Source organism: Litoribrevibacter albus (assembly GCF_030159995.1).
Taxonomy (GTDB): domain Bacteria; phylum Pseudomonadota; class Gammaproteobacteria; order Pseudomonadales; family Litoribrevibacteraceae; genus Litoribrevibacter; species Litoribrevibacter albus.
On sequence record NZ_BSNM01000015.1, the window covers coordinates 44,690 to 67,803 of the forward strand.

At 45.0% G+C, this 23,114-nt stretch carries 18 protein-coding genes; 15 read left to right on the forward strand and 3 right to left on the reverse strand.

The features are described from left to right. Positions 1-43: 43 nt before the first annotated feature. The 8 genes from pilW (at position 44) to QQL66_RS12820 (ending at position 8,886) form a co-directional block, all read left to right on the forward strand. Positions 44-859, forward strand: coding sequence for a type IV pilus biogenesis/stability protein PilW (pilW, locus tag QQL66_RS12785; protein WP_284381890.1), 816 nt, complete (start codon positions 44-46; stop codon positions 857-859). Between the two features lie 18 nt (positions 860-877). Continuing rightward, the gene (locus tag QQL66_RS12790) at positions 878-1,795 is read left to right on the forward strand and encodes a RodZ domain-containing protein (protein ID WP_284381891.1); all 918 of its coding nucleotides are present in this window, start codon (positions 878-880) and stop codon (positions 1,793-1,795) included. 46 nt (positions 1,796-1,841) lie between these two features. Beyond that, the gene (gene ispG / locus QQL66_RS12795; protein WP_284381893.1) at positions 1,842-2,960 is read left to right on the forward strand and encodes a flavodoxin-dependent (E)-4-hydroxy-3-methylbut-2-enyl-diphosphate synthase; all 1,119 of its coding nucleotides are present in this window, start codon (positions 1,842-1,844) and stop codon (positions 2,958-2,960) included. A gap of 119 nt (positions 2,961-3,079) precedes the next feature. Next, positions 3,080-4,324 carry a histidine--tRNA ligase gene (gene hisS, locus QQL66_RS12800; protein WP_431356917.1) on the forward strand — a complete coding sequence of 415 codons (1,245 nt, stop codon included), beginning with the start codon at positions 3,080-3,082 and terminating at the stop codon, positions 4,322-4,324. 84 nt (positions 4,325-4,408) lie between these two features. Next, positions 4,409-5,083, forward strand: coding sequence for a YfgM family protein (locus tag QQL66_RS12805; RefSeq protein ID WP_284381896.1), 675 nt, complete (start codon positions 4,409-4,411; stop codon positions 5,081-5,083). Next, positions 5,083-6,246: an outer membrane protein assembly factor BamB gene (bamB, locus tag QQL66_RS12810; protein ID WP_284381897.1), complete on the forward strand. Its 1,164-nt coding sequence runs from the start codon at positions 5,083-5,085 to the stop codon at positions 6,244-6,246. Before QQL66_RS12805 ends, bamB begins: the two co-directional genes overlap by 1 nt. A 12-nt stretch (positions 6,247-6,258) precedes the next feature. Further along, entirely contained in the window at positions 6,259-7,710 is a 1,452-nt protein-coding gene (gene der / locus QQL66_RS12815) for a ribosome biogenesis GTPase Der (protein ID WP_284381898.1), read from the forward strand. Between the two features lie 150 nt (positions 7,711-7,860). After that, positions 7,861-8,886: an AraC family transcriptional regulator gene (locus tag QQL66_RS12820; RefSeq protein WP_284381899.1), complete on the forward strand. Its 1,026-nt coding sequence runs from the start codon at positions 7,861-7,863 to the stop codon at positions 8,884-8,886. A 57-nt stretch (positions 8,887-8,943) separates the two neighbouring features. Here the strand turns inward: QQL66_RS12820 and xseA are convergent, their stop codons facing one another. Beyond that, positions 8,944-10,266: an exodeoxyribonuclease VII large subunit gene (gene xseA, locus QQL66_RS12825; protein ID WP_284381900.1), complete on the reverse strand. Its 1,323-nt coding sequence runs from the start codon at positions 10,264-10,266 to the stop codon at positions 8,944-8,946. Between the two features lie 156 nt (positions 10,267-10,422). Between xseA and guaB the strand changes: the two genes are divergently transcribed. The 3 genes from guaB (at position 10,423) to tadA (ending at position 14,220) form a co-directional block, all read left to right on the forward strand. After that, positions 10,423-11,895 carry an IMP dehydrogenase gene (guaB, locus tag QQL66_RS12830; protein ID WP_284381901.1) on the forward strand — a complete coding sequence of 491 codons (1,473 nt, stop codon included), beginning with the start codon at positions 10,423-10,425 and terminating at the stop codon, positions 11,893-11,895. Between the two features lie 140 nt (positions 11,896-12,035). Beyond that, positions 12,036-13,613 carry a glutamine-hydrolyzing GMP synthase gene (gene guaA / locus QQL66_RS12835; RefSeq protein ID WP_284381903.1) on the forward strand — a complete coding sequence of 526 codons (1,578 nt, stop codon included), beginning with the start codon at positions 12,036-12,038 and terminating at the stop codon, positions 13,611-13,613. Positions 13,614-13,704: 91 nt separating this feature from the next. Next, a complete protein-coding gene (gene tadA / locus QQL66_RS12840) occupies positions 13,705-14,220 on the forward strand; it encodes a tRNA adenosine(34) deaminase TadA (protein WP_284381904.1) in 516 nt (171 codons plus the stop codon). 75 nt (positions 14,221-14,295) lie between these two features. Here the strand turns inward: tadA and mltF are convergent, their stop codons facing one another. Beyond that, complete coding sequence (mltF, locus tag QQL66_RS12845; RefSeq protein ID WP_284381906.1) at positions 14,296-15,804, reverse strand: membrane-bound lytic murein transglycosylase MltF; 1,509 nt, start codon at positions 15,802-15,804, stop codon at positions 14,296-14,298. Positions 15,805-16,036: 232 nt separating this feature from the next. Between mltF and purL the strand changes: the two genes are divergently transcribed. From purL to QQL66_RS12860, 3 genes are all read left to right on the forward strand, one after another. After that, on the forward strand, positions 16,037-19,939 hold the full coding sequence (purL, locus tag QQL66_RS12850) for a phosphoribosylformylglycinamidine synthase (RefSeq protein ID WP_284381907.1): 3,903 nt from the start codon (positions 16,037-16,039) through the stop codon (positions 19,937-19,939). 355 nt (positions 19,940-20,294) lie between these two features. Continuing rightward, positions 20,295-21,344: a DUF4062 domain-containing protein gene (locus tag QQL66_RS12855; protein ID WP_284381908.1), complete on the forward strand. Its 1,050-nt coding sequence runs from the start codon at positions 20,295-20,297 to the stop codon at positions 21,342-21,344. 6 nt (positions 21,345-21,350) lie between these two features. Next, positions 21,351-21,662 carry a YqfO family protein gene (locus tag QQL66_RS12860; RefSeq protein WP_284381909.1) on the forward strand — a complete coding sequence of 104 codons (312 nt, stop codon included), beginning with the start codon at positions 21,351-21,353 and terminating at the stop codon, positions 21,660-21,662. Between the two features lie 15 nt (positions 21,663-21,677). Here QQL66_RS12860 and QQL66_RS12865 read toward each other — a convergent pair whose 3' ends face one another. Further along, positions 21,678-22,238, reverse strand: a complete 561-nt coding sequence (locus QQL66_RS12865; protein WP_284381910.1) for an NUDIX hydrolase — start codon at positions 22,236-22,238, stop codon at positions 21,678-21,680. Positions 22,239-22,430: 192 nt separating this feature from the next. Between QQL66_RS12865 and QQL66_RS12870 the strand changes: the two genes are divergently transcribed. Then, positions 22,431-23,048 carry a CoA pyrophosphatase gene (locus tag QQL66_RS12870; protein WP_284381911.1) on the forward strand — a complete coding sequence of 206 codons (618 nt, stop codon included), beginning with the start codon at positions 22,431-22,433 and terminating at the stop codon, positions 23,046-23,048. Positions 23,049-23,114 lie beyond the last annotated feature (66 nt).

Here is a 23,114-nt window from a genome sequence, read left to right on the forward strand (position 1 = left end):
TACAGCATTGTTTGGGTTACTGATAAAGGAACGAATCAAGAAGATGAATTTGAAGGTAAACAGTCGTACTTTAATTTTGGGGTTGATGCTTGGTCTGATTACTTTGTTTTCAGGGTGTACGGTTGTTGAAACTCATAGTCGTTTTACTGAAAAGAAGGATCTGGAGAAAAATTTAGACTTCAGGGTAAAAGCCGCATTTCTTCATCTCCAGCGTGGTCATACCGAACCGGCTAAGTTAAAAGCAACGGAAGTGCTCGAGATTCGTCCGAATCATGCGCCAGCACTTGCGGCACTTGCACTTGCTTTAGAAAAAGAAGGTGAGCCGGGTGAAGCTGAAAAATACTATAAACAATCGATTAAATCTGATCCCAAATACACTCGTGGTAAAGAATTGTATGGTGTCTTTTTATTCTCGTCCGGGCGTTTTGAAGAAGCATTAAGCCAATTTGAAAAGGTTGTTGATGATAAGCTTTATGAAAATCTGGCGGCAGCGAATTTGAATTTGGGATTGTGTGCCTTGCGATTAAAGAAAATTGAGCGAGCTGAGTCTGCGTTCGAGAAATCTGTGGTTATCAATCCAAAACAAACAAAACCATACGTTCATTTAGCGCGAATTAACTATGACAGGCAGGATTATCGCTTTGCGACTCGCTATTTCAGGAATTATGAGAAGAACTTAGGGTCTGTAAATAACTATACACCGCGTACGTTGGCTTTAGGTTATCGCATTCAGAAAGGTGCAAATCGTAACGAATTGGCAACAAGATATGTTCAGCTCCTGGAGAAGTTGTATCCAAACTCTCAGGAATATGCAGAGATCTTAAAGCTTAACGCCTTTCAAAATTCCGGAAGCCTATAAAAATAAGGACAGTGAAAAATGACGGATCAATCAACTCACGAAGTTGGTCATAAAAGTACTTTACCTGTAGGTAAAATATTGGCATCCGCGAGAACCGAACAGGGCATGACTACGGATATGGTGGCTGCTCGTTTATGTTTAACTGAAAATTACATTAAGGCTTTGGAAGCTGGTAATTTTGAAGTGTTGCCTGGTGACACGTTTATCCGTGGCTATTTGAGAAATTATGCCGATATTGTTGGTTTGAATGGCGAAGAGTTGGTGCGCCTTTATATTGACCAGCAAGATATTGCTAGACAGCACGCGGAAGCTCAAAACTCGGAAAAAAATACTTCTCACGGAAATAGTAAACTTGTTTTGATTGCTATTGTGATTATCGCGTTGGTAGCAGTAGTAGTTGTGAGTCTCGAAGATGGCGAAGAACCTGCTCCTCAAGTACCTTCTTCGATTGAAAGTAGCGATGAAGCGTTATCTGAATCAGGTGTTGAATCTACTGCTACCGCAGATGAGATAGTTGCCGAAGAATCAAGCGCGACTGAGCAGGATCTTGAAGTGAACGAAGCGGTCGAGGAAACATCTCAAGAAATAGAAGCCATTGAGTCTGTTAATGATGAACCTGCGACTGAGACGGAAGTAAGCGTGAGTGCAGCAGACGATGAAGTGTCTGTTGAAAGTGAATCCCTACCTGCGTTAGCTACTGAAGCCTTGTCTTTTACTTTTAATGGTGACTGTTGGTATCAGGTTGTTGATGCAACCGGTGCAAAGCTTGCAGAGCGCTCAAAATCTGCGGGAGAGACCTCTGTGGTTGAGGGTGTTCCTCCATTCACGGTTACCTTGGGTGATACCACGGTGGTTGATGTGATGTATGAAGGTGAGAAGGTTGATTTAACCGCTTACTACGCAAGAAAGTCTGCCCGTTTTCAGGTGGGTGAGTAACTTACCGATTTACGAATAGAAATTTGAAATACAAAGTTGTTGAAGAATGAATAAAAGCCCTGAATCTCCAATTAAACGTCGTAAATCCCGTCAGGTGATGGTGGGGAACGTGCCGGTGGGTGGTGATGCGCCGATCGCAGTTCAAAGCATGACTAATACAGAGACCACCGATGTTGCGGCAACTGTGGCTCAGATTCGATCATTGGAAGACGCTGGAGCAGACATTGTCCGAGTTTCTGTGCCAAGCATGGAAGCGGCAGATGCCTTTGCTGAAATTCGACGCCAAGTGAATGTCCCTTTGGTCTCTGACATTCACTTTGATTACAAAATTGCACTTCGTGTGATGGAGTTGGGGGTTGATTGTTTACGTATCAATCCGGGGAATATTGGTCGTGCCGACCGTGTTCGCCAAGTGGTGGATTGCGCCAAGGATAAAAATATCCCAATTCGTATTGGGGTGAATGCAGGTTCTCTGGAAAAAGATCTTCAGCAGAAGTACGGTGAACCAACCGCTGATGCGTTGGTAGAGTCAGCATTCCGCCATATTGATATTCTGGATAAACTGGATTTCCAGAATTACAAAGTGAGCCTTAAAGCATCCGAAGTCTTCATGACCGTCGATGCTTATCGAAAAATTGCTGGGCAGATTGAACAGCCGTTGCATTTGGGGATCACAGAAGCAGGTGGCTTCCGTAACGGAACGGTTAAATCAGCCGTAGGTTTGGGTATCTTGCTGATGGATGGTATAGGCGATACCATTCGCGTTTCTTTGGCATCTGACCCTGTTAATGAAATTAAAGTGGGTTACGACATTCTTAAATCGTTGAAATTAAGAACGCGTGGCATCAACTTCATTGCATGTCCTAGCTGCTCTCGTCAGACCTATGATGTTATTAATACCATGAATGAGCTGGAAACACGCTTGGAAGATATCGTTGTTCCTATGGATGTGGCTGTTATTGGTTGTATCGTAAACGGGCCGGGTGAAGCAAAAGAAGCGGATGTGGGGCTGACCGGTGGTGCAACTGCTAACCGTGTTTATATCGATGGCAAACCGCACGAACGCTTGCAAAACGAGACTCTGGTTGATGACTTAGAGCGTATGATCAGAGAAAAAGCGGCATCAAAACAGAAAGAATTAGAAGATGTGATCGCGAAAGTTTGATTCGCTGGTCCATCTATTTAGTTATTTGTATTAAATTTTGAAGGTAATGTCTGGCAAGGTGATTGACACCTTTTCAGTTGAGAGAGGTTCCTTTGGCACGTATTAAAGCCATTCGCGGAATGAATGACATTCTGCCAGATCAGACCCCAGTGTGGATGTATCTAGAAGACACCATTAAGTCTGTTTTAAATGCATACGGTTATCAGCAAATTCGTATGCCAATTGTTGAGCAAACGGATTTATTTAAACGCTCTATCGGTGAAGTTACTGACATTGTCGAAAAGGAAATGTATACCTTTGACGACCGAAATGGAGAGAGCTTGACTTTGCGTCCTGAAGGCACTGCGTGTTGTGTGCGTGCCGCTGAAGAGCATGGTTTACTTTACAATCAAACTCAGCGTTTGTGGTATACCGGTCCGATGTTTCGTTATGAGAAACCTCAAAAAGGCCGTTATCGTCAGTTTCATCAAGTAGGTGTAGAAACCTTTGGCATGAATGGCCCGGACATTGATGCTGAAGTTATTCTGTTGAGTGCCCGTCTATGGAAAGAACTGGGTATTCTAGATGAGCTGGAACTTCAAATTAATACCTTAGCGTCGAATGAAGCGCGAGCTGAATACAAAACAGCTTTGGTGGCTTATCTGAAAAATCATTTCGATAAGTTGGATGCTGACAGTCAACGTCGTCTAGAAACGAATCCGTTGCGTGTGCTTGATAGTAAATCTCCTGAGACTCAGGAAGTACTTAAAGGTGCGCCGAGTTTGATGGATCATATTGATGAAGAGTCTAAGCTGCACTTTGAAGAATTGCTTGCTCGTTTGGATAAAGCTGGCATTCAGTATGTTCTGAATCCAACGCTTGTTCGTGGCTTGGACTATTACTGCAAAACTGTTTTTGAGTGGGTAACTACCTCGTTAGGTGCTCAAGGTACTGTGTGTGCTGGCGGTCGTTATGATGGCTTAGTTGAACAGTTAGGTGGACGTGCGACGCCGGCTGTTGGTTTTGCTATGGGTGTTGAACGTTTGGTTTTGTTGCTTGAAACCTTAAACGTGATTCCGGCTTCAGTAACTGAAACCTTGGATGTCTACATCACAAGTATGGGTGAAGATGCATCAATGGTAGCTATGACCCTTGCTGAACAGCTTCGTAACGAAGAGAAGAGCTTACGCGTTCAGTTGCATTGCGGTGGTGGAAGTTTCAAGAGTCAAATGAAGAAAGCAGGTAACAGTGGCGCTAAATTTGCGATTATCCTGGGCGATCAGGAAGTAGAACAGCAAGTAGCTGCGGTTAAAAATCTGCAGGAAGGAGAACAATCAAATGTTGCCTTCAATGAACTGGCTCAGTTTTTAAAAGATAATCTATAAGCACGGCTGACGTGCTTATTGGTAAACAGACAATAAGAAAAGACACTCTCTGAGAGAGACTTAAGGAATCTAGGAGAAAATTAAGTGGATTACGATCAGTTCGAACATGATACCGAAGAGAAGATCAAACGTTGGTGGGATGAAAACGGTAAGAGCTTGATTGGTGCAGTTGTTGTCGGTGTGGCGGCTGTGTTTGGTTGGGATCAATTCCAAAAGAACAGCCAGGCGGAGGCCGAAGCGGTTTCTGCTCAGTTCCAAACGCTTTTGGAAGAGCAGCTTTCATTACCTGATAACGCCTCTGAAGATGAACGTGGCAAGGTATTTGAATTGGCGACAAAGTTGCGTGAAGAAAATACGGGCTCTGCATATTCGGTGTATTCCGACCTAATCATGGCTAAGCTTGCGGTAGAGACCAAAGACTTTGCGCTTGCAGAATCGCACTTAAAAGCAGCTCATGCGACTGCTCCAACGGTAGAGCTAAAAGCTTTGGCTAACTTACGTCTGGCTCAGGTTTTATATGCTCAAGAGAAAGACGACGAAGCATTGGCTTTGTTGCCTGAGTCAATGGAAGGCGCCTTTGCAGCACGCTCTCTTGAATTACGTGCTGACATCCTTTTGGCGAAAGGGCAGCGTGAAGATGCTCGTAATGCGTATGATAAAGCGATTGCTCAAGCCGGTATGACGGGCATGCCAGTTGATCTTTTGGAATTAAAGCGCAATGACCTTAATGAAGTGATTCCAGCTGAGACGGTTAATTAATGAAGCTAGTATTTAAGCGTGTTGCTGTACTTGCTCTAATTACGTTAGGTCTTTCCGGTTGTAGCTCTAATGATGAAAATGAAGCTACGCAACCTGCTGAACTTGTGGATTTTGCGCCTGTTGTAAGTGCAGATGAAGTTTGGACTCGATGGGCCGGTGATGGTGCAGGTACTGATTCCTGGTTAAGGTTAAAGCCGGGAATAGATGGGGATTCCATTTTTGTCTGTGATGCTGACGGTGATTGCTATGCTTATGACCGCCACACAGGTGACAGCCTTTGGAGTGTCGATCTGGATGTGCCTGTTTCTGGTGGAGTTGGTGCCGGTGCAGGCTATCTGGCGGTTGGTACGTTAGACGGATTATTGATTGTCTTAAATAGCCAGGACGGGTCTGAAGTATTCAGAACACAATTGACCAGCGAAGTGCTGTCCAGCCCTGCTATTGAAGGTAATTTGTTGGTGGTACAGGCACAGAATGGCCACGTCTTTGGTTTTGATCTAACGACTAAAGAAATGAAATGGCAATACGATGCGTCTTTACCTCTGCTAAGCCTGAGAGGCACTGCTGACCCTGTTATTTCTGATTCCGTGACTTATGCGGCGTTTGCCAATGGTAAAGTGGTGGCGTTGGATAATGAAACAGGCGCCAGTCGTTGGGAGAGACGAGTCTCTGTCCCGAGTGGAAAGTCAGATCTTGAAAAGTTGTCGGATATCGATGGAACGCCAATCGTTAAGCAGGACACCATGTATGCGGTTGGCTTTAATGGCTTTATTCGCGCGATTGATCTCTATTCCGGGCGAGTTCGTTGGCAGAAAGAATTTTCATCCTGGGTTGGGCCAGCCTTTGGTTTTGGTCAAGTTTATCTGGCCTTAGATGATGGTCAGTTGGTTGCTTTGGATGATAGATCCAGTTCTGTAAATTGGAAACTGGAAGACCTTAAAAATCGTCGTCTTACACGTCCTGTCACGCTAGGTAATTACCTGGTGGTGGGGGATTTTGAAGGCTACTTGCACTTTATTTCACAACTATCAGGGACGTTCGCCGAGCGAATCAGAATTGATAGAGATGGGTTGTTATCTCCTCCAGTCGTGGTTGGCGATACTCTTTATATCTACTCCAGTGACGGAACGCTGGCTGCTGTACAAATTCGGAACGAATCCTGATCGGAGAAGATAATGGATCCAGTGATTGCCCTTGTTGGGCGTCCAAATGTGGGTAAATCTACCCTGTTTAATCGATTGACCAAATCTCGTGATGCTTTGGTTGCTGACTTTGCGGGTTTAACTCGTGATCGTAAATACGGTCAGGGCAGACTTGGTGATCGCCGCTATATGGTGATTGATACCGGCGGTATTGCTGGTGACGAAGAGGGCATCGATCAGGAAATGGCCAAGCAATCGCTGCTTGCGATTGAAGAGGCAGATATTGTTCTGTTTCTTGTAGATGGAAAAGCCGGTTTGACGGTGGGCGATGAGGAGATGGTTAAATATCTTCGAAGCTCTGACAAGCAGGCGTGGCTTGTGGTCAATAAAACCGATGGTATCGATCCTGAAACGGCAATGGCTGATTTCTATGGGTTGGGACTGACGGCTGAACCTTTTCCAATTGCAGCCTCTCAGAATCGGGGTATTAAATCCTTAATGGATGAAGTATTCGATTACTGGGATAGCTATTGCAGAGGGCTGGTTGCTAAAGGTGAACTAGAAAGCTATGAGCCTGGCGTTAGTGTTAAGCCGGATTCTCGCGGTATCAAAATTGGTGTAGTAGGGCGCCCGAATGTGGGTAAATCCACTTTGGTAAACCGCTTGCTGGGTGAAGAGCGTGTCGTTGTATACGATATGCCAGGAACTACCCGGGACTCTGTGTATATTCCTTACGAGCGATACGGTAAAGAATATACCTTGATTGATACGGCGGGTGTCAGACGTAGAAAGAACGTTAAAGAGACCGTTGAGAAATTCTCGATTATTAAAACCATGCAGGCCATTGAAGATGCCAATGTAGTGGTTTTGGTGATCGATGCCCAGGAAGGTCTGGTAGAACAAGATCTTCATTTGTTGGGCTATGTGCTTGAAGCAGGTCGGGCATTCACTATTGCGATCAATAAGTGGGATGGTTTGAGTGAAGACAAGAAAGCACACATTAAGAAAGAAATTGAGCGTCGATTAGTATTTACTAACTACGCTGATATTCACTTTATCTCAGCGTTGCATGGTAGCAACGTCGGTAACTTATACGGCTCGATTGAGATCGCGTATGAAGCAGCAATGGGCAAGTGGACGACCAACTATTTGACCCAGATTTTGGAAGATGCTGTGAAGGTACATACACCGCCTGTGGTTCGTGGTCATAGAATCAAGTTGAGATACGCCCACCAAGGGGGATCGAATCCTCCTCGAATCGTAATTCATGGGAATCAGACAACGGCGTTACCAAATTCTTATCAGCGTTATCTGGAAAATACCTTTAGACGTGTATTGAATATTGTCGGTACTCCGATGGCCTTTGAATTTAGAACGGGCGATAACCCGTTTGCAAATAAAAGGGACACGCGTACGCCGAACCAGAAGCGTAAAGATCCGAATAGGGTGAAGCCGGTCAAGAAAAAATCAGTTAAAAGGAAGTAAACTGGCGCTTATTCACAAGGCCAGTTGCATGTAATCAAAATATGATGTGCGACTGGTTAGACAAAAGTATCCGCACACTACTATAACTTACAATGGATACTTATATTTGCACTGCCGGGGACAGCCTAGAGATATTTAGTGGGGTATGAAATGCAGCCTACCGTGTCCACGCAGGCGCTTGCACCTGTATTTATTCGTTTGGCACGTCAATACGATATCCCTATGGAAGAAATCTTCCGTGGGGCAGGATTGGATCCATATAAAGTTGCTCAACCAGATAGCTACATTACACAAGACGATGTTATAGCGCTATTTGGTAGTATGCATCGCCTATCAGGAGACCCAGTATTTGGTCTTCATGTGGGTGAGCACTTGAGCTATGAAGAGCTCGATATTGTTGGTTCATTAATCGCGACCAGTCAGACTGGCCGAGATGCGATCGCTCGATTCAACGAGTACAAAAATCTTTGGCTTCCATTTATCGATATCACTATCGTTGAGGAAGCTCAGGACGTTGCTCGTATTCTGTTTGAAACTGATGAAATTGACACTCGTCGCCATGTTTATTTTGCGGAAGGTATGTTCGCAGGGGTTCTGACATTGGCAGAGTGGTTGATGGGACGACCATTAACTGTGATTGAAGTCCGTTTCCGTCATGCTCAGCCTGAGTATGTTGAAGAATACGCTCGTGTCTTTGATGCTCCTATTTTATTCAACCAAGAACGTGATGAAATTATTGTTGAAAGTGATTTGCTGGATGTACCTCTAGCGGGACATTTTCCTGTATTCCACGACAACTTGATTGAAATGGCGAACTCTAAACTTCGCCAGATGCCACATCATAATGTGTTGGTGAACAAGGTTGAGAAGTTTTTGGACGATAACTTGGGGAATGCACCTGCCAGTATGGAAGATGCGGCCAGCAAGTTTAATATGAGTTCCAGAACATTACAGCGAAAGCTGAAGAAGCAGGATACCTCGTTCGCTGTTCTTCGTGACAAGGTGCGTCAGCGAAAGGCCATTCGTTACATTCAGGAAGGTGATCTCGAAATGGATCAAATTGCTGATAAGCTTGGTTTTGCTGAAACCTCCAGCTTTTACCATGCGTTTAAACGTTGGTTGGGCTGCTCTCCTGGTGAGTACCGCAAGTCGATTCATCCTAACGCGGTTTCCTGATTTTATTCGTCCTAAAGTAGCTAATGTTTTACTTTCCCCAAGCGTTTCTCTTGGGGGTTAATCAACGTTAGTTACTTTGGCGTCGAAGCTTCCTTTTCTTAACTGAATCTTTACGGTTTCTCCTGTCGATACCTGGGTGCTGTCCTGTATCACCTGTCCATCATGGCTGGCGATGGCATAGCCTCGTTCCAAGGTATTCAGCGGACTGACCAGTTGCAGGGATTTAATCAGTGACTGAAATGTATTTCGCTTGTTGGACAGTTGCTGAGCAATTGCTCGTTGTAATCGAAGATCCAGAGAGGCCAATGACTGTTTGTGATTATTCAGTTGCTGTTGGGGGTGGTGTCTGAGGACGCGACTTTCTAACAACCTTGTTTCATGTTGTAGTATGTGAATTCGCTGTTTGATCGCTTGCTTAAGGCGCAACGTCAATTCATCCAGCTTCTGAGAATCCTTTTCCAGTTTTTGTTTCGGGCTTTGAAGTTTGCTTCTGTGAATTGCCAAGGCATGATGCATAACCTTGAGTTTTTGGCGAATGGCAAACTCGAGACGTTTTTGCTGATTGGCAAAACGGACCTTCCATTCATGTTGATCCGGGGTTGCAATTTCAGCTGCTGCAGAAGGCGTCGCTGCCCGAACATCGGCCACAAAATCGGCGATAGTGAAATCAATTTCATGCCCTACCGCTGAAATAATGGGAATAGGGCAGTGGAATATCATTCGCGCCAGTTGTTCATCATTAAAACACCATAAGTCTTCGATAGGACCGCCGCCACGACCAATGATCAATACATCGCACTTATTTTGGGATATGGCAGATTGCAGTGCAGACATGATGTACAGTGGTGCATCAGTTCCCTGTACTTGGGTTGGATAGATGGTAATGTTGGCCAGTGGGAAGCGTCTTTGAGTGACATGTAGAATGTCCTGAATCGCAGCTCCCGTAGGCGATGTAATAATACCTATCTCTGTAGCGAACTTGGGAATGGCTTTTTTGTACTCAGCGGAAAATAGCCCTTCCTGCTCCAGTTTATGTTTCAGTCGTTCATAGGCGGCCAACAGTGCTCCGGCACCATCGTGTTCCATGCTGTTTGCAACCAACTGAAAATCACCGCGAGCCTCATAGAGGGTCACCCTGGCTTTGATCTTAACCTTGTCACCATTTTTAGGGGGACGAATGACCGCTCGGTTTTGACCCCGGAACATGGCACATTTAACCTGAGCTTTGTCGTCTTTCAGTGTGAAATACCAATGACCTGAGGCAGCGGCCACAAAACCCGAAATTTCTCCGGTGACTTCAACCGATAAAAAGTGGGTTTCCAGAAGATCTTTGGTGTGTTTATTGAGTTCTGAAACTGAAAGAGGACGATTAAACAGCATGAAGAATGGCTGATCTCAGTGGCTAAAATGAAGGATTAGAAAATATTATCAGTTTTATCTTCGAATTTGGATATGATTCTTTAAGCAATTTGTTTACCAGACCGAATTACGAGGATATAATATGCGCGCATAATTCATTAGCTTCAGGAATAAATTATGCTGCGTATCGCTCAAGATGCCTTGACCTTTGATGACGTTCTTCTCGTCCCACGTTATTCCGAAATACTTCCTAAAGATGTAAGCCTAAAAACGCGTATTACACGCGGAATTGAGCTGAATCTTCCACTTGTATCCGCTGCAATGGATACGGTAACCGAATCTCGTCTAGCTATTGCTATGGCTCAAGAGGGTGGTTTAGGGATTATTCACAAAAACCTTACCATTGAACAGCAAGCGGCAGAAGTTCGTGCTGTTAAGAAGTTCGAAAGTGGTATCGTAAAAGATCCTATTACTGTTTCAAGCAATACCACTATTCGTGAGTTGATTGAAATTACTCGTCGTAACAACATTTCTGGTGTTCCTGTTGTTGATGGCGATGAGCTTGTTGGTATCGTTACCAGCCGTGATGTGCGTTTTGAATTGAATCTGGATGCGACAGTCGATTCAGTAATGACGCCAAAAGATAAACTGATTACTGTTAAAGAAGGCACCAGTGCCGGACGTGTTCGTGAGCAGTTGCACATCAACCGCATTGAGAAAGTGCTGGTTGTGAATGATGCAGGTAAGCTAGTTGGTTTGATGACGGTTAAAGATATCGCCAAGTCAAATGCCTTCCCTAATGCATGTAAAGATGATCAAGGTCGTCTTCGTGTTGGTGCTGCGGTAGGAACTGGTCCTGAAACACCTGATCGTGTTGCAGCTTTGGTTGAAGCTGGTGTAGACGTTATCGTTGTGGATACGGCACACGGACACTCAAAAGGTGTAATTGATCGCGTAGCCTGGGTGAAACAAAACTTCCCGGAAGTACAGGTTATTGGTGGCAACATCGCAACTGGTGAAGCGGCGAAAGCATTGGCTGACGCAGGTGCTGACGGTGTGAAAGTGGGTATTGGCCCTGGTTCTATTTGTACTACACGTATTGTTGCGGGTGTTGGTGTGCCTCAAATCTCTGCGATTGCGAATGTAGCGGCAGCTTTGGAAGGTACCGGTGTACCGTTGATTGCTGATGGTGGTGTTCGTTTCTCAGGTGACTTGGCTAAGGCGATTGTTGCTGGTGCAAGCGTGGTTATGGCCGGTAGTTTGTTGGCTGGTACTGATGAAGCACCAGGTGAAGTTGAACTTTACCAAGGCCGTGCTTACAAGTCTTACCGTGGCATGGGTTCACTGGGCGCTATGGGTCAAAGCCAGGGCTCAAGTGATCGTTATTTCCAGGACGCTAAAGAAGGCGTAGAAAAATTGGTTCCGGAAGGTATTGAAGGGCGTATCGCGTGTAAAGGTCCTTTAGCAAATACAGTTCATCAGTTGATGGGCGGTTTGCGTTCTTCTATGGGCTACACTGGATGTCAAACCATTGATGCAATGCGTAAAGAGCCTGAGTTTGTTCGCATTACCAACGCTGGTATGAACGAATCTCATGTTCATGACGTTCATATTACTAAGGAAGCACCGAACTACCGTGTGGGTGGCTAGGTTCTGAACTTATCGATACGGATAATGGGGCATCAGCCCCATTATTTAATTGGGTGTCACTAACGTTTTAATCGTTTGTTTTGCGTGAAAGTGTTCGCCCAGATTAGGTTTCTTCTCTTATTTTTAAGGAAATAATTTCCATGACTCAAGATATCCATGCTCAACGAATTTTGATTCTTGATTTTGGTAGTCAATATACACAGCTTATTGCTCGTCGTGTTCGTGAAATCGGTGTGTATTCCGAAATTCATGCGTTTGACATGACTGAGCAAGATATTCGTGACTTTAATCCGAAAGGAATCATTTTGGCGGGTGGTCCAGAGTCTGTGACGGAAGGTCAGTCTCCACGAGCACCTGAAGTTGTATTCAATCTGGGTGTGCCTGTTCTTGGTATCTGTTATGGCATGCAGACTATGGCAGAGCAATTAGGCGGTAAGGTTGAGTCGTCTAATATTCGTGAGTTTGGATACGCTCAAGTAAAAGTGGAAGGTGAAAGTTCACTGCTTCACGACATTCGTGATCATTTAAATGATGCCGGCGAATCTTTGCTCGACGTATGGATGAGTCATGGTGATAAAGTTGTGTCCATGCCAGAAGGTTTCCAGTTGATGGCATCAACGGATTCTTGCCCGATTGCTGGTATGTACAACGAAGAAAAGCGTTTCTTTGGTGTTCAGTTCCACCCGGAAGTAACTCATACATTACAGGGTGGTCGTATTCTTGAGCATTTCGTACTTGAGTTGAGTGGGTGTGAAAAGCTTTGGACGCCTGCCAATATCATCGAAGATCAGATTGCCAAAGTTAAAGAGCAAGTGGGCGACGGTGAAGTCTTGCTAGGTCTGTCTGGTGGTGTTGATTCCTCTGTGGTTGCTGCGTTGTTGCACAAAGCCATTGGTGATCAGTTGACCTGTGTGTTCGTGGATAACGGTCTGCTTCGTAAGAACGAAGGTGATCAGGTTATGGACATGTTTGCGAAAAACATGGGTGTTCGCGTTATTCGTGCGGATGCTGAAGAGCGTTTTCTATCCAAGTTGGAAGGCGTAGCTGATCCAGAAGCTAAGCGTAAGATCATTGGTAATACCTTTATTGAAGTGTTCGATGAAGAATCAGCTAAGCTAAGCAACTGTTCTTTCCTAGCCCAGGGTACTATCTATCCGGACGTTATTGAGTCTGCTGCTGCGAAAACCGGTAAGGCACACGTCATTAAGTCTCACCACAACGTGGGTGGCTTGCCAGAAGATATGAAGCTTCAATTGGTTGAACCGCTTCGCGAATTGTTTAAAGACGAAGTTCGTAAAATTGGTTTGGAGTTGGGTCTTCCGTATGACATGGTTTACCGTCATCCGTTCCCAGGCCCAGGTTTGGGTGTTCGTATTCTGGGTGAAGTGAAGAAAGAGTACGCTGACATTCTTCGTGAAGCTGACGCTATTTTCATTGAAGAGCTTCATAAAGCCGATTGGTATCACAAAACGTCTCAGGCGTTTGTTGTGTTCCTTCCTGTGAAATCAGTCGGTGTAGTTGGTGATGGTCGTCGCTATGAGTGGGTTGTATCTCTGCGTGCCGTAGAAACCATCGACTTTATGACAGCGCGTTGGGCGCATCTTCCATATGAATTGTTGGAGAAGGTGTCTAATCGTATCATTAACGAAATCTCCGGTATTTCTCGTGTGGCTTACGATGTGAGTTCTAAGCCGCCGGCTACGATTGAGTGGGAATAAAATACTGGTATTTCTCGTCTGCTCTCGCAGACGAGAAACCCTCATTATTTGAATTCATTCAAGCTGTCCTTCCTCTCTATATCTTTTCAATATGACAACAAATCAGCAAACCCAAGATCAACACTGGATGAAGCAAGCATTAAAGCTCGCAGCAAATGCCTGGTTTGAGGGTGAGGTTCCGGTGGGTGCTGTAGTGGTTCGGGATAATCAGATCATTGGGCAGGGGTGGAATCGTCCGATTAGCTCTTCTGATCCGACAGCTCATGCGGAAATTCAATGTTTGCGTGATGCGTCGACTCGAATTCAAAATTACCGACTGGTGGATACGACCTTGTATGTGACGGTTGAACCTTGTGCTATGTGTGCTGGTGCGATCATTCACTCCCGTGTTTCGCGAGTTGTTTTTGGTGCAGCGGAACCTAAAGCCGGAGCCGTCTGTAGCCATCAGGGAATGTTTGAACAACCACAGTTTAACCATGTGGTGGAGTGGCAAGGTGGCGTGCTTGAAGCGTCAGCCAGATTGATGATGCAGAGATTTTTTAAGTACCGTCGAAAGCCGTCAATGAAAACCTATCAAGGGTATATTGACGCCTTTCAGGTGAAGTAAAAGGTTGGTCAGAATAAAAAAGAGAGCGCTTGCTCTCTTTTTTATTGGATGTAGTTTAGACCTGAAAACTGTGCGCTAAAGCATAATAACCGGCGCGTGTACTGATGCGGGCTTTTCTTCTTCCGTGGTTGGTTCTTCTGCCGCTTTCGCAATGCGAATTTCTTCTTGTCGTTGATCATACCAGCGAAGTACATCGATATAACGGCGAATGTTCTGAACGTAGATTACTGGCTCATAACCTCTGGCGTAGCCGTATTTGGTTTTTTTGTACCAGCGTTTGTCTTGTAGCAGTGGCAAAAACTCTTTTACATCGGCCCATTGATCTGGGTTTTTTCCGGCTTGTTCTGTCAGAATACGGGCGTCTTCCAAATGGCCTCGCCCCACATTGTAAGCTGCAAGAGCAAACCAGGTGCGATCTGGCTCCTGAATACGTTCCGGCAAGCTTTTGTGGATTCGAGAGAAATACTTGGCACCGCCCTGGATGCTTTGCTCAGCATTCAGCCGATTTGAAACGCCCATATCTTTAGCGGTTGGACGAGTCAGCATCATAAAACCTCGTACACCCGTTGGGCTTTTCGCTTTTGGATTCCAGTGAGATTCCTGATAGCCGATGGCTGCTAACAGATAATAATCCTGCTCAAATTTTTCAGCCGCTGCTTCAATGGTTTTACGATATTTTGGAAGTCGCTTGTTTGTGTGGAACTTGAAGGTTTTTGCACCAACAAAGTCCAGACGCAATTGATGGCCGTAATATTTTTCTTGTAGATAAGCAATCTGTTCGGTAGTGGTAGGATCACTCAAGAAATCCACCGCTTTTTTATACAGAGTCAGATCTTCGGATTTCGTAAATAACCAGCCGATTTCATGGTTGTCTAATCCTTCAAAAGCGATTCTCAGCTCAGGGAAATAGGCTTGATAAGCTTCATAGTCGTGATCTGAGGCAATCAAAATATCGAAGTTTTGGGTATCTAATTCGGCAAACAGTGAAATGATGTCGGGAGATGATACTGCTTCCCAGGTCAGTTCTGGCAAGGCTTGGGTTGTAACCGTTAGCCAGTGTTCTGCCGGGCTACCTTTAATAACCGCTACTTTTTTTCCAATCAAATCTTTAGGCGTTTTAGGTTTTACGGAGCCCTGGCGATAAATGGCGATCGTAGATGAACTCGCGTAGGTTGGCGATATCAGCTGATTTGGTTGGATATTTAATGCAATGCCGGCAGCAGCAAAAGACGCGTATCCTTTATTAATACTTTCATAAACCTCATCGATGGTATCGACGCTGTACATTCTCAGTTTTACGCCAAGACGATCTGCAAACTGCTTGGCCAATTCGTATTCGAAGCCAACGGTTTGTCCGTCCTGTTCAACCAATGTGCGTTCGCTGTCAATGGTGACAACATTAAGTACGCCTTCCCGTTGTATGGTTTCTACAGCGGTAGGGTGAGTGCAGGCGGAGAGTGTAATGGTGGCGCATAAGCCAACGAACAGAGATTTCCCTAGGTTTAAAACCGGGGAGGTATCTGTTAAGCGCAGTGTCCTTGCGAAGCTGGTCCATCCATTGTTTAAGATATCAGCAAAACTCAAACGATTAAGTCCTCATATCTCGACTACTATTGAGACTAATAATGTGAAGTAAATCACGAATCCTTGTGAACGGTGGTTATTTTATGTTCTTTTTTTTGAATGAGCATTCTAGAGTGATTCAAATTGTGACATAAGTAGCCGTTTGTTTGCTTTTCCAGTATCATTCACGCCTTGAATTTCCAGCGTGAGAAAGCTGGGAATAGTCTAAATTATAGTCAGGGGCTTCCTCAGTATGCTTGAGCTTCGCGGTGCACCAGCGCTTTCCAAGTTTAAATCTGAAAAACTTCTTAACACTCTTAAATCAGCCGTGCCAAGTGTCACGGGGATTTATGCAGAATTCATGCACTTTGTTTCTGTTGATGGAACACTCAGTCAAGATGAACAAACTATTCTGGATAAGGCTCTAGAATATGGTCCTAGTGAGTCGGTTCAAGACTTGGATGGTACCTTATTCCTAGTGGTTCCTCGTCCTGGCACCATTTCGCCTTGGTCTAGTAAGGCAACCGATATTTTGCATAACTGTGGTCTACACAGTGTGCAGCGTATTGAGCGTGGTGTTGCATATTATATTCGTAGCGACTCACCGATCGAGGAAGCGACTAAGATCGTCCTGGCTGATCTGTTACACGATCGCATGACTGAAGCGGTGTTTTCTTCTATGGGCGGTGCTGAGTTGTTGTTTACTCAGTCAGAACCGAAGCCTTTGCGAACGGTAAATATCCTTGAAGGTGGGCGTGAAGCTCTATCTACAGCGAATGATGATTGGGGCTTGGCATTAGCGGAAGATGAAATCGATTACTTGGTTGAAAACTTCCAGGCGCTTGAGAGAAACCCGACTGACGTAGAATTGATGATGTTTGCTCAGGCAAACTCAGAGCATTGTCGACACAAGATCTTCAATGCAGATTGGATCATTGACGGTGAACAAGCGGACAAATCTTTGTTCAAAATGATTAAGAACACCAACGAGATCAGTGGTCAGGATGTTCTTAGCGCCTATAAAGATAACGCGTCTGTAATCAAAGGTCACAAAGCCGGTCGTTTCTTCCCTAAACCGGGAAGTAATAAATACGACTATCACGAAGAAGACATTCATATTTTGATGAAGGTCGAAACTCACAACCATCCAACGGCCATTGCTCCTCATTCTGGTGCGGCGACGGGGTCTGGTGGAGAAATTCGTGACGAAGGTGCAACGGGTATTGGTAGTAAACCAAAAGCTGGTCTGACTGGTTTTACCGTATCTAACTTGAATATTCCGGGTTGGAAGCAACCTTGGGAAGGCGACTACGGTAAGCCGGAGCGTATTGTTTCTGCATTGGATATCATGATTGAAGGTCCAATCGGTGGTGCAGCCTTTAATAACGAATTTGGTCGTCCTAACCTGACGGGTTACTTCCGTACCTATGAGCAAGAAGCCGAAGGCGTTGCTGGTAAGGAAGTTCGTGGTTACCACAAACCAATTATGATTGCGGGTGGTTTGGGTAATATCCGCAGTGAACACGTTGAAAAGAAAGACATTCCTGTTGGCGCTAAGTTAATTGTACTTGGTGGTCCTGCGATGTTGATTGGATTGGGCGGTGGTGCTGCCTCATCTATGACCTCAGGTTCCAGTAGCGCAGATCTGGATTTTGCTTCTGTACAGCGTGATAACCCTGAAATGGAACGTCGTTGTCAGGAAGTTATCGATCGATGCTGGCAGATGGGCGACGAGAACCCAATTAAATTCATTCATGACGTGGGTGCGGGTGGTATTTCCAACGCATTGCCTGAGTTGGTGAGTGATGCAGGACGCGGTGGTCGCTTTGAACTGCGCGATGTACCAAACGATGAGCCAGGTATGTCACCTGCTGAGATTTGGTGTAACGAATCTCAGGAACGTTATGTATTAGCCGTTGCCCCTGAAGATTTGAAACGCTTTGAAGCTTTGTGTGAGCGTGAGCGTTGTCCGTTTGCAGTAGTGGGTGAAGCTACTGAAGAAGAGCATTTGTTATTGAATGACGAGCACTTTGGTAATAGCCCTGTTGATTTACCTTTACAGGTATTGCTTGGCAAGCCACCTAAGATGCAACGTTCGTTTGACACTCAAACTGCTGAGTTGTCAGGTTTGAGCTTTGATGGCGTTACTTTGGATGAAGCTGCTTCTCGCGTATTGAGTCTTCCAACCGTAGCAAGTAAGAGCTTCCTGATCACCATTGGTGACCGTTCAATTACTGGTATGGTTAATCGTGATCAAATGGTTGGTCCTTGGCAGGTGCCAGTAGCTGACGCTGCTGTTACCACGTCCAGCTTTGATACCAATGCTGGTGAAGCAATGGCGATGGGTGAGCGTACTCCAATTGCTTTGATTAATGCACCAGCGTCAGGCCGTATGGCTATTGGTGAAGCGATCACCAACCTGGCTTCGGCGTCTATTAACAAGATTTCTGACATCAAAATGTCTGCGAACTGGATGGCTGCAGCCGGTCACCCAGGGGAAGATCAGAACCTCTATAACACAGTGAAAGCCGTGGGTATGGAGCTTTGTCCTGAATTGGGTATCTCAATTCCTGTGGGTAAAGACTCTATGTCTATGAAAACCATGTGGGAACAGGGCGAAGAAACCAAGTCTGTTGTGGCTCCTTTGTCCTTGATTATTTCAGGGTTTGCGCCTGTTAATGATGTACGTCTGACGTTGACGCCTGAGCTTAAGAAAGATCAGGGCGAAACTGACTTGGTGTTGATTGACCTTGGTCGTGGTAAGAATCGTTTGGGCGGTTCTTGTCTGGCGCAGGTATTCAATCAGGTAGGTAATCAATGTGCTGATCTTGATGATGCAGAAGACTTGAAAGCCTTCTTCGCTGTCATTCAGGGCTTGAACTCAGACGGCAAGTTGCTGGCTTATCATGACCGTTCTGACGGTGGTTTATTTACCACTCTTACTGAGATGGCATTTGCGGGTCGTACCGGTGTTGATATCAATCTGGACTACCTTGCCGACGGTGCTGATGACGTACTTCAGGTGTTGTTCAACGAAGAACTGGGTGCGGTAATTCAGGTACGTCGTGACGATTTAGACTTCGTTTTGACTCAATTGAATGGTGCTGGCCTAGGTGATTGTTCTGGTGTTGTAGCCAGTTTGAACGATGACCATCAGATTCGTGTTTCTTTGGACGATGAATTACTGATTGATCGTTCTCGTTCTGAACTCCAGCAGTTGTGGTCTCGTAACAGTTACGAAATTCAAAAACTTCGTGATAATGCTGATTGTGCGGAGCAAGAGTTTAGCAATATCCTGGATGATGAAAACCCAGGTTTGTCTACAGATCTAACTTTTGATGTTAATGAAGACATTGCTGCACCATTTATTGCCAAAGGCGCTCGCCCTAAAGTTGCTGTATTGCGTGAGCAAGGGGTGAATGGTCAGGTAGAAATGGCTGCTGCATTTGATCGTGCAGGCTTCGAAGCAACCGACGTACACATGAGTGATATTTTGTCTGGCCGTGTAACTTTGGATGAATTCCGAGGATTAGTGGCATGTGGCGGTTTCTCTTACGGTGATGTGCTAGGTGCGGGTGAAGGTTGGGCTAAATCCATCCTGTTTAATGCACGTGCTCGTGATCAGTTCGTAGGTTTGTTTGAGCGTGAAGACAGCTTTGCATTAGGTGTTTGTAATGGTTGTCAGATGTTGTCAAACCTGGCATCACTGATTCCTGGTACTGAGCACTGGCCTCGATTTGTTCGTAACCAGTCTGAGCAGTTTGAAGCACGTGTTGCTATGGTTGAGGTGCAGGACAGTCCTTCTATCTTCTTGCAAGGCATGGCAGGCTCTAAGATGCCAATTGCTATTGCTCATGGTGAGGGTCGAACTGAGTTCCGTGATGCATCGCATCTTGATACGGCAAATGGCAGCGGTACGGTTGCTATTCGTTATGTGGATAACTACGGTCAGCAAACTCAGCAGTATCCATTCAACCCGAATGGTTCTCCTGAAGGAATTGGTGGTTTAACAAACGCTGATGGTCGAGTAACTATTATGATGCCGCACCCTGAGCGTGTGTTCCGTAAAGTTCAAAACTCTTGGGCTCCGGCTCAATGGGATGAAGACGGTGCATGGATGAGAATGTTCAGAAATGCGCGTCGCTGGGTAGGGTAACCCCCGCCCGACACAGACAAGGCTGCATGATGATGTCATGCGGCCTTTTCTGTATTTCGTTCTACATTAAAAAGTGAAAATACTGTGAAAGTATGAGTTTTAAACCTGCTTTTGCCTTAGATGACCGTTTTCACACTATAAGGATGATGTATACTAGATTCCTCGTCCTAACTTTGGTTAGGGTGGTGTTTGTTTCTTGATCAGTTAAGAACTGTCTACACTATACCTATTAGTAAGTGGTTTATAGTTAGTATTTTTGAATTCTTTGATTTGAAAACGTTAGGGTTGGCAGAAGGTCAAGCAGGATATTACTCGTTATAGAGAAATCTTAGGCTGAGTTACATGGATTGTTAATATGATGCTGAGTGAGGTGCAAGTGAAGGAACAACGTTATCGTGTTTTTATCGCTCATGATGTATCCGAATTGGGAGCAATTGCAGTTGAAGCCAGTTTTGAACTGGTGAAACATCAATGCATTCCAATGGGCATTGGCTTGAATCCTTCGTCCCAAAATAATCATTGGGATGTCATTCGAGCAATGATTGATGAATCCGATGTTGTATTTCTTTTAGTAGGCGATTCCTACGGCCAATTATCTCCCAGTGGTGTAAGTTATGTTCATATGGCTTATATCTATGCCACCACTCAAGGCAAACCCATCTTTCCTTTCTGTTTAAAACGTTCTGAAGTCTCCGGCATGGTTAATGCCCATTTAGGGGAATTCAGAAAACTTTTGTCTTCACATAAAGTTCGCTACTGGACCGTTGAAGCGGATTTAAGAAAGCAGTTGCTCATGGCAATTCGCAAGATTAAAACAGCTCAAAAGATTGGCTTGTTGCCAGTTTCAGCGAAGCCTTCGGTGACTGTCTCAGCAGGGGTGAAGAATCATCTGTCTCAATCCAGTCAAATGAAAGAAATTAAGGCGCTGAAACAGGAGTTGGAAGAAGCTAAAAAAGCCTTGGCAATCAATTCAACTGCGTTAGTGCGAGGACCATCAAAAAATAAAACTGTGATGGTCTCCTTCAGTGCCAAAGTCTTTAGCGGTGGTAATTTCAAAACCATTTCTGAAACCTGGAGTATGACTTGGGATTCTATCTTCCTGGCAGTGGCGCCTCATATGCTGAAACCGATTTCAGAAGAGAAAATGCGTTTGGTAATTTCTGCGGTGTTAGCGACAGATGTTCAGGCACCTATTAAGGAAAAGTATCCGGAATCTCATGCGGTTGCTGATATCCGCCTTACAAATGACAGTATTAATCGCATTAAGATCTACCTAAGAGGGCAGGACTTAATTCGGGAGGTTATGCAGGGTCGGGATATTCGCTGGAAACTGACTGAATCGGGAGATGCTTATCTGACTGAACTGTATACCGAACAGCCCATTTCCAATTCTTTCAGCTCTTAAATTATCATGTACAAGCTTTCTGTTTTTATCCCTGAATCTCACTTGGATGAGGTGAAGTCGGCCATGTTTTTGGCAGGGGCTGGTCGTATTGGCAACTATGATCAATGCTGTTGGCAGGTGAAAGGCCAAGGGCAGTTTCGTCCGCTGGATGGTGCTAACCCCTATATAGGTGCTCAAGGGGCAGTGGAATACGTGGATGAATACAAAGTAGAGATGGTGTGTGAAGATTCGTTGTTAGTGGCTGTGATTGCCGCAATGAAATCCAGCCATCCTTACGAAGAACCTGCCTACGATATTATTCAGTTATTTGATCTTTAGATCGATTGCAGCCATTTATTTTTTTATTCGATCCTTGAAATCGATATAGTCGACCAGCAATTCAATATCCCTGATTAACACATTATTTTCTTTCGCTTTCAGGAAGTGTTTAAGTGTTCTTTTAACTGTAGGGAAGGCCAGTTCATCCCAAGGGATGTCGGCTTCCGCAAATAACTCTACCTCGAGAGATTCCGGGCCAGAGCTGTAATTGAGATCTGCAAGCTCGGCGGCGAAGAACATATGAACCTGGCTGATGTGTGGAACATCAATAATACTGATCAGCTGACCGAGATGAACTCGGGCATTTGCTTCCTCCAGGGTTTCCCTGATCGCTGCGTTCGGGGTGGTTTCTTCATTTTCCATGAAGCCTGCCGGTAAAGTCCAGTAGCCTAATCTTGGTTCAATGGCGCGTTTGCAGAGTAGAACCTTATCTTCATAAAAGGGCAGTGTGCCAGCGACAATTCTTGGATTTTGGTAATGAATGGTTTTGCATTGCGTGCATACATGCCTCAACCGATTATCCATTTCGGGTATTTCCAATGTCACGGGTGCTCCGCATGCACTACAAAACTTCATTAAACTATCCGACTATAATTAAAAATAAACTAATAATGACCGACTTCGACATGAAGAACTAAATTGGCCTGTGTGATCATTACATATTAAGTCTCCAGCAATAGGTAAGGCAAGCCAAGGTCGAGATTGCTTGAAACCCATTTAGCTCTCGTGATTCAATGTTTTGGTGTGTTTAATTGAGTGGGAATTCCTTTGTCGCATTTTTTCTGTATCAGTGATTTACAGCAACGGCTGGAAAATTTCACCCCGTCATCGATTGCTCAGGAACTACCAGAGGCAGCCGTTTTATTGGCGCTAACGGCGAGTGAGCAAGAGCCTGAAATCATCTTTACCCAACGTTCAGCGCATTTAACGTCTCATGCAGGGCAAGTGGCTTTCCCTGGTGGCAAGAAAGACCCTGAGGATATCGATCTCTATCAAACCGCCTTAAGAGAAGCGGAAGAAGAGATTGCCCTTCCTCGTAATTCAGTTCAGTTGCTGGGGCAACTCAGTCAGGTTGTGTCTCGGCAAGGTATTTTGGTCAATCCATATATAGGATTAGTGGAAGGTGAGCACGAACTTTTAGCAAATGAAGGTGAACTGGATGCTATTTTTCATGTGCCGGTCAGTCATTTTCTATCCACGCCACCGGATTGTTTTGATTGCATTAAACATCCGGGCGGCGCATTGTACATTCCCTGTTACTTTTACGATGAATTTGAAATCTGGGGCTTGAGTGCCATGATCCTCAGTGAATTTCTTGAGGTAGGCTTTGATGCCGGTTTTGATCTTTGGGAGAAGCCCGCTGACTCGAAAATTCGTTATCGTTAAACACGCTGAGTTGTTCTGCATATTGCACTGACTGACAAATTCTTACCGGAAAAATAAACCATAAAA